The organism is Gammaproteobacteria bacterium (assembly GCA_013151035.1).
In the GTDB taxonomy this organism is placed as follows: Bacteria; Pseudomonadota; Gammaproteobacteria; order JAADJB01; family JAADJB01; genus JAADJB01.
In genome coordinates, this window is sequence record JAADJB010000036.1 from 1 (window position 1) to 12,224 (window position 12,224).

Genomic DNA, 12,224 nt, shown 5'->3' on the forward strand with positions numbered 1-12,224 from the left:
TTAACGCAACAAACTGATCGTAATCGACCAGCTTAACCCCATCAATCAGCTTATTCAGACTACGCGCCTTACAATCAGCGGCAATCGCATAGACTTCATGGTTAGCCAATGCCTGTTCAATTAAATCAGCCTTTGTGGTTCCGCTAACAGCAGCATTAACACCATCTTCCAATAACAAAATCACGTCATCAGCCGCCAAAAAACGAAGACAACTCTCTAACGCACCATTTGAAAAAGGGGATTTATTTACGGTATGAAGCATAATCAGATTCCTAAAAAGAGATAATACTGTGTTGTTCGGCAAACATGGCAGTAATAGCATCGCTATCGATCACCTGTGGACTAAGTAACTCTTCAGTCTCTTCATCCTCACCAATATCCATCAACTCCGACTCATCAATATTACGATCCAGCAGGGACTGTTTATCAACATAGACCTTACTCACCTCAAAATCGGTCAAGGCTCCAATGGAGGCAGCAAAACCACGCATACCCAGATCTTTGGCATCCTGGCCTGACTTTAATGCCAGCACACCATCATCGATAAAGACCACCGATAGATCCATACCATAACTGGCAACAATAAATAACACCTCCAACGCCTCTTGCACATAGATACTACCATAGGGTGCGCGTCGAATAGTGACCATAATCTTTCTTGCTTCATTTGCCATCATCAATCTCCAAAGGTCACAAGTCGATCCGATTCCAGCGCCATCTTGGCCAACTGACCCAAACCGGAGATACGAGTATCGGGAACCAACGCGTCATCCTTGATACCTCGACGCTTGGCGGCAGCGATACAAACCACAATATCAATACCCTGGGCACCTAATTCCTGCCAGCGATTGGCAATATGACGATCACCCTGTGGTGGTTCGATATTCTTGTTTACATTATAAACACCATCGTTATACAGAAAAACCCCACGAATTTCATGACCACGCGCGATGGCTGCCTGTATATATTGCCAGGCACTATCCGAGGCCTGGTGATTATAAGGCCCCTCCTGGATCAAGATCGTTATCTTCATAAAAAACCCCTGCGTTATTCTGGTAAACCAGATCTATATCATAGTAAGCACATGATACAATGTTATACTCAACTGATTCTTAACACCAGAAAAAGCACCAACGACTATGGAATTTCAAGCAACCGATCACGTACTCCTGCTCAGCTTCATCCTCGCCTTTATCCTCGGTCTGACAGCCAATCTGACCAATTTCTGCACCATGGGTGCCATCTCGGATTGGGTCAACATGGGTAAAACTGGCCGCATGTGGGCATGGTTTGTTGCCATTGGCACCGCCATGCTCGCCACCATGCTCATTGAAGGCAGTGATGTTGTCTCCCTGAACAGTACCATCCCCCCTTATCGCACGGCTAATTTTGCCTGGTTACGCTATCTAGTCGGCGGTTTGATGTTCGGCATTGGTATGACCTTTGCTGGCGGTTGTGCCAACAAGAACCTACTCAGCTTAGGGTCAGGCAATATGAAATCCCTGCTGGTCTTTATTATCACTGGCTATTTCGCCTATCTGATGACCAAGACGGATTTCTACGCCACCCTGTTCTACCCCTGGGTCAGCGCCACCACCATTGATCTCGGACAATATGATATACAAGGACAGGGGATCTCCCACATCCTGGCTGCAATGTTGGGGATTGAGGATGCCAATAGCTTCCACTATGCACTGGCATTGATATTGGGTAGCACACTGATCATCATGGGTCTGGCAAGCAAGGCATTCACTCATAATCCAAAACACGTCATCAGTGGTTTTGTCATTGGACTGGTGATTACCGGCGGTTGGTATATCAGCGGTGGCCCACTGGGACAAGAGGCACTGGATCTGGTGGAATGGATGGATGATCGTCCATTTGGCGTTGGCGTACAATCCTACACCTTTATTAACCCAATGGGCGAGACCCTGTATTATCTGGCTCAGCCTGAAAACTTTTTATTAATCACCTTTGGTATGGTCGCGATTGCCGGTGTACTGGTCGGTTCATTTACCGCCGCCATGACGACAGGAAAACTACACCTGACATGGTTCACTTCAAAGAGTGACTTCTTCAAGCATGTCATCGGTGCCATACTCATGGGTATCGGCGGTGTGCTCGCCATGGGTTGTACCATCGGACAGGGTATCACCGGCGTATCCACCTTGGCATTAGGCTCCATTATCGTATTAGCCAGTATCATCTACGGTTCCGCTCTAACCATGAAGATCATGTTCTACCAGATGATGTATGAAGGTGAATGTGGTTTTATGGATTGCTTGTTGAGCTCGCTGGTGGATCTCAAGACCTTGCCTGAGGGTATGCGCCGACTGGAACAACCTTAGAGAATAAAGAAGGTCTGTGGTACGTGCTTGAGGGGACAGAGCCAAAAACCGGCTCTGTCCCCGGCAAAGTGCAAAACCGTGGTGCGTGGTACGCACCCTACCGCTTGATTAATACATCTATGCCATTCATATAGGGTTGTAATACCTTGGGCACACGCACACTGCCATCGGCCTGCTGATAATTTTCCATCACTGCGACCAGAGTCCGTCCGACTGCCAGACCTGATCCGTTAACGGTATGCACCAGTTCCGGCTTTTTACACTCCGGGTTACGCCAGCGTGCCGACATGCGTCTGGCCTGAAATGCCTCGAAGTTACTACAGGATGAGATTTCTCGATAGGTATTCTGTGCGGGTAGCCAGACTTCAAGATCATAGGTCTTGGCAGCGGAGAAACCGATATCACCGGCACAAAGATTAACCACTCGATAAGGTAGCTCCAGTAATTGCAGGATCTTTTCTGCGTGTCCGGTCAACTCCTCCAGAGCCTCATAGGATTTTTCTGGGTGAACAATCTGCACCATCTCCACCTTCTCAAACTGATGCTGACGAATCATGCCGCGCGTATCACGTCCATAGGAACCGGCCTCGGAACGAAAACAAGGGGTATGGGCGGTATAACGCAGCGGCAAGGTATCAGCCGATAAAATCTGATCGCGTGCTGCCATATTCGTCACCGGCACCTCAGCGGTTGGAATCAGGTACAGCCCCATATCCTTACCGGTAAAAAACAAATCCTCCTCAAACTTGGGGAGTTGACCGGTTCCACGCAGGGCATCGGCATTGACCAGGTAAGGCACATAGACTTCTTCATAACCATGTTCGGCGGTATGTGTATCCAGCATAAACTGAGTCAGGGCACGATGCATACGCGCTAGCGGTCCCTTCATCACAGCAAAGCGGGAACGAGCAATCGTTGCCGCAGTATCAAAATCAAGCTGTCCCAGACCCTCACCCAGATCCACATGGTCCTTCACCTCAAACTTGAACACAAGGGGGTTACCCCAGCGTCGAATCTCGACATTATCTTCTTCGTTCTTGCCATCCGGCACACTGTCATGAGGCAGATTAGGAATCCCCATCACAATCTCATCAATCGCTAACTGAATCTTGTCCAGCTCAAGCTTGGCCTGATTCAGGTCCTCACCTAGACCTGCCACCGCATCCAGCAGGGGTTGAATATCCTCACCCGCCGCCTTCGCCTTGCCAATCGATTTTGAACGTGTATTGCGTTCAGCCTGTAATTCTTCCGTGCTCACCTGCACCAATTTACGTTTGGTTTCTAACTGCTTTAGTCCATCCGTATCCAGTTCATAACCACGACGTAATAATTGTGTCGCAACCTCAGTTAATTTGGTGCGTAATTGTTTTGAATCCAGCATGTTTGATAATTCAACCTTTATTTTATAAATTGTTGGTGCGTGGTACGCACCCTACCCATCAATATTTAATTCAGCCGCCCAACTCACGATATGGCCGGGGGCAATAAAACTATTCAGGTGTTCAATGATGGCTGCCACCTTGCCCGGGCTATCAAAGAACTCCACCACTACCGGCAGATCCAGTGACATATCCAACAGAGTTGAGGAATGAATGTCGCCAGACTTACCAAAACCACTGATCCCGCGAAAGACGGTAACCCCTTGCACTTTTTCCCAATCATGCAGACGCTTTAACAAGGTCTGTAAATGCGCCTCGGTCTCAGTAAGATAAACCCTTACTATAGTCACCTTCATAACTGTCTCCCTAATCCCATGCCTACCCAGGTTGCCAACAAGCAAACCAGAACCGTAATCAGGACATTCGCCACTGCCTTGATTCCTTCACCCTGTTCAAGCAGCATCAAGGTCTCTATCGAAAAGGTCGAAAAGGTGGTAAATGCACCCAATACTCCAATCAGCAAACCCGCACGCCAGATAACATCCAGTGCCATACGTTCAATCAACAAAATATACAACACACCCATTAATAAACTCCCGACAACATTAACCACCAGGGTGCCATAGGGAAAGCCGCGACCCAGCATAGAATAAACCCCGGTCGACAACCAGAAACGCAACATCGCACCAATCGCTCCACCAACCGCTATGGCAAATACTTGCGTCATTACATCCTATCCTCGAAAAAAAACATCTTGTATCATTCGACTATCTCGCTATTAGAGGCATGACGTGCCTATCATTAGCAGAGACCGTCAGCCGCATGGACGCGGCTGTCGAGCCACCATGGATGGTTTCACGGCGTGTCTCTGATAATGATAGGCACTTCATGCCTCGGATTATACCCACATCACCCCCGGTTTCGATCCAGCTCTCGCAAACGCGCCAGTTTCTCAGCAATCCTGATCTCCAGCCCACGTTGTACCGGGCAATAATACTGCACCTGTTTCATGTTTTCAGGGAAATAATTTTCACCCGCAGCATAGGCATCCGGCTCATCATGGGCATAACGGTATTCACGCCCATAGTTCAACTCTTTCATCAGACTTGTCGGTGCATTACGCAAATGCACCGGCACCTCCAGTGAACCGCTGGAACGGGCATCGACCATCGCCTGATTAAATGCCTTGTATACGGCATTACTCTTTGCCGCCGATGCCAGATACAACACCGCCTGCGCCAGCGTTAGATGGCCTTCCGGGCTACCTAAACGTTCCTGTGTCTGCCATGCATCCAGCGCAATGGTCAACGCGCGTGGATCGGCATTACCGATATCCTCCGAGGCAATGCGTACAATACGTCGTGCCAGATACAAGGGATCACAGCCCCCATCCAGCATACGACATAACCAATACAGTGCCGCATCCGGTGCCGAACCACGCACCGCCTTATGCAGCGCCGAGATCTGATCATAAAAGGCATCACCCCCCTTATCAAAACGGCGCACACCACCTGAGATGACCTCACTGATAACGGACTCATTAATGCGTTCCTGACCATCAATAGATTCAGCCAAATCAGCGGATATTTCAATTAAGTTCAAGGCACAGCGTGCATCACCATCAGCCGCCTCCACCAGAAGATCCAGCAGTTTTTCCTCAATCTGAATATCACGTTGCCCCAAACCTTGTTCGGTGTCCGTTAATGCGCGCTCAACAATACTACGCAGCACCGTATTATCCAGCCGTTTCAGCACATAGGTACGCGCCCGCGATAACAAGGCATTATTTAATTCAAAGGAGGGGTTCTCAGTGGTGGCACCGACAAATATGACAGTACCATCCTCGATATAAGGCAAAAAAGCATCCTGCTGCGCCTTGTTAAAGCGATGCACCTCATCCACAAACAGGATACTGCCACGACCACTCTGATCGCGGATCATACGTGCTTGTTCCACCGCCTGACGAATGTCCTTCACTCCGGATAATACCGCCGACAGACTCAGAAACTCAGCATCCGATTGTCTTGCCAATAGACGGGCGAGTGTCGTTTTACCGGTACCCGGCCCACCCCACAGGATCATTGAATGTAAGCGTCCCGCCTCTATCGCCAGACGCAGGGGTTTATCTTTTCCCAGTAAATGTTGCTGACCAGCAAAATCACCCAGGGTGCGCGGACGCATACGATCTGCCAACGGACGACAGGGATCAGCAGTAAAGGCCTCCTGTTGCACCTGCATCAGGGTAACTCACCAATCACATCCACCCCGGCAGGCACTTCAAAATCAAACACCTTACTATCAATTGCACGGTTAATTTGTACATCGCTAAAACTCACCAGAATACGTTGCGACATACCGTCCACCAGTTCCATTTCGATCAGGTTACCCGCATCATCCAGAGCCATACGAAAGGTCTCAAATGAAGCCTCTGCCGAGCGAGCGATTAGTTCATACCAGTGATAAGCCCCTTCATGACGAATAGAGACAATCTTGAACAACTGCTCAATAGCAACATCGCTACTCAACATTAACAGCGGACTGGATGCCATGGCCTGATCGATCTTGCGTATTGTCAGCTGCTCAAGATCCTCATCGTATAACCAGAAAGAACCCTCTTTCCCCAGCATCATCTGGGCAAAAGGCTGTTTATAATCCCAACGGAAACGACCGGGGCGTTGCACCCACAACTCCCCTTCCGAGCGCTGCGAGACTTCACCATATTCATCAAACTGAATTTGTATAAACTCCGCTTGAAAGGTCTTTAACTGATCAAAAAACTCACCCAATCGGGTACCCGACTGCGCCATCAATAATGGGCTATTCAAGCTCATCAGTAACAGACAGAAAAAAGACAAAAATTTAATCAAAAGTTTCTGCATATTTAATCCTGCACCGGTGGTGGCGCCAACACCTCACGGCTACCATTACTTTGTAGCGGGCTCACAATACCCACCTCTTCCATGTGTTCAACCATACGTGCAGCACGGTTGTAACCAATCTTCAAACGCCGTTGCACCCCGGAGATCGAGGCCTTGCGGGTCTCGGTTACAATACGCACCGCCTCATCATACAAGGCATCTGCCTCGGCATCGGAACCATCACCAACGCCCCTGCTGGCATCCAGATTAGTTGTCGTGGTCTGCAACACTTCTTCAATATAATCAGGGCTGGCATTCTTCTTCAAATGTGAAGCCACCTTGTTGACCTCCTGATCCGAGACAAAGGCACCATGCACACGCATTGGCAGCCCTGTACCCGGTGCCAGATATAACATATCACCATGCCCGAGTAATTGTTCAGCACCACTTTGATCGAGAATAGTCCGCGAATCAATCTTCGACGATACCTGAAAAGCAATACGGGTAGGGATATTCGCCTTAATCAGGCCGGTAATGACATCCACCGAGGGACGCTGAGTTGCCAGAATCAGGTGTATACCAGCAGCACGCGCCTTCTGCGCCAGACGCGCAATCAACTCCTCCACCTTCTTGCCCACCACCATCATCATATCGGCCAGTTCATCAATCACAATAACGATATGCGGCAAAGGCATTAATATCGGTGGCTCTGCATCCGGGTCAATCGCCTCTTCACGTTTATATAAGGGATCCTTGATGGGTTCACCCTGTTGCTCCGCTTCTCTCACCTTGCGATTATAATTAGCAATGCTTCGCACACCCATAGAAGCCATCAATTTATAGCGCCGTTCCATCTCCACCACACACCAACGTAAAGCACTGGCCGCCTCATTCATATCGGTCACAACCGGTGTCAATAGATGTGGAATCCCCTCATAAACCGATAGTTCCAGCATCTTGGGATCAATCAGGATCATCCGTACATCCTTGGGCAAAGTCTTGTATAACAGACTCAGAATCATGGCATTAACCGCCACCGATTTACCTGAACCCGTGGTGCCCGCAACCAGCAGATGTGGCATCTTTGCCAGATCAGCAACCACCGGTTGACCGCCAATATCTTTACCCAGGGTCAAGGTCAACGGTGATGGCGAGGCATCATAGGCCTGTGACTTGAGGATCTCACTCAAGGCAATCAATTCCCGTTGTTCATTCGGGATCTCAATACCAATAACCGACTTGCCCGGAATCACCTCCACCACGCGCACACTACTAACTGACAATGAACGCGCCAGATCCTTGGCCAGATTACTAATCCGGCTCGCCTTGACCCCCTGCCCTGGTTGTAACTCAAAGCGGGTAATAATCGGCCCCGGTTGTACCTCGACCACCTCCGCCTCAACGCCAAAGTCCTGTAGTTTAATCTCCAGCAGACGTGACATCGCCTCCAGTGCCGCCGCACTGTAACCCGTCTCGGCAGGCGGGGCATCATCCAACAACATCAAGGGTGGCAATTCACTGTTCGCCGGGGCATCGAATAAAGGCACCTGTCGTTCTTTATCAATACGCGCACTCACCGCCACCTTCTTGACCAGTGGTTCAATCTTGATCGGTTTACGTTTAGAGACCCGCTTCTTTTCCGCATTAACCACGACCTCACGCCGCTTACGCGATTGATAACCCTTCCACCAGGCATAAGCCTGTAGTGCATATAGGCGCGACTGATAACTTGAGTTTAATACCGCCTTACCAATCAGATCCATCACCAGCAACCAGGACAGCCCCGTAAACAGGGTCACACCAGTCAGGGACAAAGCCAGCAGGAAGAGGGCCGCACCAATAAAACTGAAACGACTTTCCAGTGCGCCACTGACCAGATCACCCAGCACGCCACCGGCATTAAGCGGGAGTTGTTCAACAGAGACATTAAATATCAGGCCAAACAAACCACAACCAGCTATTACAGTAAGAAAGAAACCAAACCAGCGAATAGATAAGGTATGGATATCAATATCACCCGTGTTATCCCTGCCACGAAACAGGATCCAGCCACTATAGGCCACCATCGCCGGAAACAGATAAGCCAGGTAACCGAATAGATAGAGAAACACATCAGCAAACCAGGCCCCAGCCGCCCCGCCCAGATTAAACACCCGCTCACTGGTGCCACTCTGTGACCAGCCCGGATCTTGTGCGTTATAACTTAACAAGGAGATCAATAGATAAAGAGCAATAGTGCTCAGAATCAACAAAGAGCCTTCACGCACACCACGACTCACATGATGGGTCAGGGGCATAACCGATGGGTTTTTACGACGCGCTTGAGACAAGAGATTCCTTTGCTTCTAATGAGTTACAACAACAAGCTAAGTTTACACATAAGAATCACGAGAAGCAAACCCGATTATGTCATTCATAATAACAATATCATTCGCGAGGATGACATAAACGTTAGTGGTCTTGCTTTACATCCGAGGCTGAGTGGTTACAGACAGACAGCAGGGTGTTGGCCACAGGGATGGGTTCACGGCGACCCTGCACGGAGCATTAATTAGGGTTCGTGGAACTCTTCGAGGGGACACAGCAGATAAAGCCTGCTATGTCCCCGGCCTGTGCCGGCCTAAAATCACACACCCACCCGCATCATACCGAACTGGGGACATAGCAAGGCTTTATCTGCTGTGTCCCCTTAAGCGCGTACCGGTACCGCACTGACATCGCCCAAGCGCATAGCCCAAGCATAGTTGTTATTGGTTTTATTGTTGTTGTTCTGGTTGTAGAACAATATCAAGCCAATCGGTAGGGTGCGCACTGCGCACCAATAGGAGCTTTGGTGCGTGATACGCACCCTACCGATAAGCTCGGAGTGATGCCGGTAGAGTGCTTTAAAAACCGTGGTCTGTCCCCAGTTTACACTTCGCACCCACCCGCATCATACCGAATCGGGGACATAGCAAGGCTTTATCTGCTGTGTCCCCTTAAGCACGTACCACAGGCTCTAATCCTCCAACCCCGGATAAACAACATCACCCGCACAGACATTAAGTGCCGAACCCACAATTGAATCCGCCTGCCAGTCCTCCTGACTAATATTCTTCACATAAGGCATAATAACTGCCGATAGAGCCTGAGATGCCGTACGAGGCACCGCCCCCGGCATATTCGTTACCCCGAAGTGAATTACACCGGATTCAACATAGGTCGGGCTACGATAATCGGTCGCATGGATGGTCTCAATGCAGCCACCCTGATCCACCGAAATATCGACAATAACACTTCCCTCCTGCATCGCGGCCACCTGTTCAGAAGAGACCAGATGCGGTGTCCTGGCACCTGCCAACAAGACGGCACCAATCAGAAGATCCGCCACAACCACCTGTTCAGCAAGCTGATCCGCATAAGGATACAAAGCCGTTACATTAGCCGCCAGATCACGCATTGCCTGTAGGCGATCAGCACGTTTATCAAACACCACCACCTCAGCCCCCATACTTGCCGCCATGCGTACCGCATTACCTCCAGCATTACCGGCACCCAGCACCACCACACGCCCACGACCAACCCCAGGCAAACCGCCCAGTAAAATCCCCTTGCCACCTTGAGAACGATGGAGATAATGCGCACCCGCCTGCACCGCAATACGCCCGGCAATATTACTCATGGGTGCTAACAGAGGTAAGTCACCATTATCCGTCAATGTCTCAAAGGCAAATGCCATCAGACCAATCGACTGTAATTGCCGCAACAACGCTTCATTCGCCGCCAGATGCAGAAAACAAAATAAACGATGGTGCGCTTGAAGGTATTGCAGATCACCCGCAATCGGTTCCTTGACTTTAATAACCAGTTCCGCACGCTGATAGAGCGTCGCTGCATCGACTGCTATTTCAACACCCCGTTGCTGATACGCCTGATCAGGGTAACCAGAAAGCACCCCCGCGCCAGCTTGCACGACAAGTTGATGCCCCTGCCGCTGTAATTCAGCACAAGCATCCGGGATCAACGCGACCCTGCCCTCCTCAGGCTTAATTTCCAGTGGTATACCAATAATCATAATGCACTCTACCTCGTCAACTCAAGAGCCATGAATCATGGCTCGAACTCACCACATTAAATCATCAGGAATTTGATAATCAGCATACAGGTCATCCTTATCATCGGCTACTACAGAATCCTCATTGAATAACACAACACGCATCTCATCACGTTGTTGGATCTTTTCCGCAACCAACAGAGGTACAAGCTCGTAACGCTGCTCGATCTGTGCAATACCCAGTTTACCTTGTATCAATTGCTGCCTCATATCTTCATTGATATAGAGCCTCTTCACCGTTCCAGCATGAGTAAAATTATAGACAACTTCACAGCCTTTCTTCCGATCAAGCGCGTTATTCTTAATCAGTTGATTGATCTCTGCGGCAATGGATTTATTACGCGTTTCCTGCTCTTTCTTTTGATTAAGTTCACGATCACGATTGGCCTTTTCCACTGCCGCCTGCCGCGCCTGGATCTGAGCCTCATTAGCCCCTGTTTGTTTCTGATTACGTTGCTTGTTCTTTTTGCTACGCGCCTGCTTTGCCTTTTGAACCTGTTTTTTACTCGCCAGACCCGCCTTGAGCAATTGTTCCTGAAATGGGTTATTCACAAAAAAATTATTCCTTCCAATTAAAATTCTTGCGTCTGATTATACCAAACAAACCGATCAGACAGGAACCGAATAACCACACTGCAGCAGGTACAGGCACAGCGGCAGGAGCCAGTGAAAAGGCAAGATTATCGGTGGGAACCCAATTCAAAGATCCCCGCATGCGCGAGGATGACGGACTTGGTGGCACGAGGATCGCGAACTGGGTAGAGCGCGCATCGCTGATGTGTAAAAAAACACGATGCTTTTCTGTTTTTTTTTACACTTTAAGTGAGAAACATATCAAATAGAGCCCTATATTAGGGACTGCTGTAAGTGGCATATAAATTGCTACATATATTTGATAACAGCAAAAAATGTGACACTAAGGGAAATGACGTATGTCTATTAATCGTTCTATAAAAGCACTAGCAGTACTCAGCAGCCTCTTATTTTCAACGGTTATCAATGCCTCATTGGTAACATTTGATGTTTATGCAAAAGCAAATAGTTCATCGAGTAATAATGGGGTGAATACCGGTTTAAGTTTTAATTCTGGCGACCTCATTAACGGATCAGTTGACCCGAATGATTTGTGGAATGCCGGGCCATTACCCCGCTGGTCAAATGCCGATGGTCTTATCACTAATGTGTATGCGACAGGCAGCGATGATTCAGGTGAAACAGCAGGCACACAAATCGGGATGCTTTTTGGTAATATGACTCAAAGTGGTTTATCGGCCCCTTATGGTTCTCTTGTGGGCGAAATAAATAATATATTCTTCGTGTTGGGCACTAGCTTTAATGTGGCTGCACCTGATTCCGGAGTATTGTCTCTTTATTACTGGGACTCTAATGCCTATGATAACGCTGAATTTATCTCTGTATCCATTGATAATGGATTATCGGCCGTTCCAGTGCCAGCTGCTATCTGGTTATTAAGCTCTGGTTTAATCGGTCTTATTGGAATGGGAAGAAAGCCCTCTAAAAGAGGTTCGACATCTGTCAAGTAATA

Annotated in this window: 13 protein-coding genes; 2 read left to right on the top strand and 11 right to left on the bottom strand. The window is 48.9% G+C overall.

What is annotated here, in order from left to right; genetic code table 11:
• The 3 genes from dsrH to tusD all read right to left on the bottom strand — a co-directional run.
• Positions 1–262, bottom strand: a 262-nt coding sequence (dsrH, locus tag GXP22_08050; protein NOX09420.1) for a sulfurtransferase complex subunit TusB, incomplete at its 3' end; no start/stop codon positions are given.
• A gap of 10 nt (positions 263–272) precedes the next feature.
• Entirely contained in the window at positions 273–674 is a 402-nt protein-coding gene (locus GXP22_08055; protein ID NOX09421.1) for a sulfurtransferase TusC, read from the bottom strand.
• A gap of 2 nt (positions 675–676) precedes the next feature.
• Positions 677–1,033: a sulfurtransferase complex subunit TusD gene (gene tusD, locus GXP22_08060; protein ID NOX09422.1), complete on the bottom strand. Its 357-nt coding sequence runs from the start codon at positions 1,031–1,033 to the stop codon at positions 677–679.
• A gap of 106 nt (positions 1,034–1,139) precedes the next feature.
• Between tusD and GXP22_08065 the strand changes: the two genes are divergently transcribed.
• Entirely contained in the window at positions 1,140–2,348 is a 1,209-nt protein-coding gene (locus tag GXP22_08065) for a YeeE/YedE family protein (GenBank protein NOX09423.1), read from the top strand.
• A gap of 97 nt (positions 2,349–2,445) precedes the next feature.
• On the opposite strand, the gene serS is transcribed toward GXP22_08065, so the two are convergent.
• The 8 genes from serS to GXP22_08105 all read right to left on the bottom strand — a co-directional run bounded on the left by serS (position 2,446) and on the right by GXP22_08105 (position 11,230).
• The gene (gene serS, locus GXP22_08070) at positions 2,446–3,729 is read right to left on the bottom strand and encodes a serine--tRNA ligase (GenBank protein NOX09424.1); all 1,284 of its coding nucleotides are present in this window, start codon (positions 3,727–3,729) and stop codon (positions 2,446–2,448) included.
• Between the two features lie 51 nt (positions 3,730–3,780).
• Entirely contained in the window at positions 3,781–4,083 is a 303-nt protein-coding gene (locus tag GXP22_08075) for a DUF190 domain-containing protein (GenBank protein ID NOX09425.1), read from the bottom strand.
• On the bottom strand, positions 4,080–4,454 hold the full coding sequence (crcB, locus tag GXP22_08080) for a fluoride efflux transporter CrcB (GenBank protein NOX09426.1): 375 nt from the start codon (positions 4,452–4,454) through the stop codon (positions 4,080–4,082). Before crcB ends, GXP22_08075 begins: the two co-directional genes overlap by 4 nt.
• A 182-nt stretch (positions 4,455–4,636) precedes the next feature.
• Complete coding sequence (locus GXP22_08085) at positions 4,637–5,965, bottom strand: replication-associated recombination protein A (protein NOX09427.1); 1,329 nt, start codon at positions 5,963–5,965, stop codon at positions 4,637–4,639.
• Positions 5,965–6,606 carry an outer membrane lipoprotein chaperone LolA gene (gene lolA / locus GXP22_08090; GenBank protein NOX09428.1) on the bottom strand — a complete coding sequence of 214 codons (642 nt, stop codon included), beginning with the start codon at positions 6,604–6,606 and terminating at the stop codon, positions 5,965–5,967. Before lolA ends, GXP22_08085 begins: the two co-directional genes overlap by 1 nt.
• Before the next feature lie 2 nt (positions 6,607–6,608).
• Positions 6,609–8,882 (bottom strand): DUF87 domain-containing protein, encoded by a 2,274-nt coding sequence (locus GXP22_08095; protein NOX09429.1) that lies wholly within the window; start codon positions 8,880–8,882, stop codon positions 6,609–6,611.
• Positions 8,883–9,583: 701 nt separating this feature from the next.
• Positions 9,584–10,639 (bottom strand): alanine dehydrogenase, encoded by a 1,056-nt coding sequence (locus GXP22_08100; protein NOX09430.1) that lies wholly within the window; start codon positions 10,637–10,639, stop codon positions 9,584–9,586.
• A 48-nt stretch (positions 10,640–10,687) separates the two neighbouring features.
• Positions 10,688–11,230 carry a DUF2058 domain-containing protein gene (locus GXP22_08105; protein NOX09431.1) on the bottom strand — a complete coding sequence of 181 codons (543 nt, stop codon included), beginning with the start codon at positions 11,228–11,230 and terminating at the stop codon, positions 10,688–10,690.
• A gap of 380 nt (positions 11,231–11,610) precedes the next feature.
• Between GXP22_08105 and GXP22_08110 the strand changes: the two genes are divergently transcribed.
• Positions 11,611–12,222, top strand: a complete 612-nt coding sequence (locus GXP22_08110) for a PEP-CTERM sorting domain-containing protein (GenBank protein ID NOX09432.1) — start codon at positions 11,611–11,613, stop codon at positions 12,220–12,222.
• Positions 12,223–12,224: the final 2 nt, after the last annotated feature.

Coding starts and splice junctions, on each gene's coding strand:
- tusD (NOX09422.1), bottom strand. CDS start 1,033: ATGAAGATAACGATCTTGATCCAGGAGGGGCCTTATAATCACCAGGCC.
- serS (NOX09424.1), bottom strand. CDS start 3,729: ATGCTGGATTCAAAACAATTACGCACCAAATTAACTGAGGTTGCGACA.
- GXP22_08075 (NOX09425.1), bottom strand. CDS start 4,083: ATGAAGGTGACTATAGTAAGGGTTTATCTTACTGAGACCGAGGCGCAT.
- GXP22_08095 (NOX09429.1), bottom strand. CDS start 8,882: ATGCCCCTGACCCATCATGTGAGTCGTGGTGTGCGTGAAGGCTCTTTG.
- lolA (NOX09428.1), bottom strand. CDS start 6,606: ATGCAGAAACTTTTGATTAAATTTTTGTCTTTTTTCTGTCTGTTACTG.
- GXP22_08100 (NOX09430.1), bottom strand. CDS start 10,639: ATGATTATTGGTATACCACTGGAAATTAAGCCTGAGGAGGGCAGGGTC.
- GXP22_08110 (NOX09432.1), top strand. CDS start 11,611: ATGTCTATTAATCGTTCTATAAAAGCACTAGCAGTACTCAGCAGCCTC.
- GXP22_08085 (NOX09427.1), bottom strand. CDS start 5,965: ATGCAGGTGCAACAGGAGGCCTTTACTGCTGATCCCTGTCGTCCGTTG.
- GXP22_08055 (NOX09421.1), bottom strand. CDS start 674: ATGGCAAATGAAGCAAGAAAGATTATGGTCACTATTCGACGCGCACCC.
- crcB (NOX09426.1), bottom strand. CDS start 4,454: ATGACGCAAGTATTTGCCATAGCGGTTGGTGGAGCGATTGGTGCGATG.
- GXP22_08065 (NOX09423.1), top strand. CDS start 1,140: ATGGAATTTCAAGCAACCGATCACGTACTCCTGCTCAGCTTCATCCTC.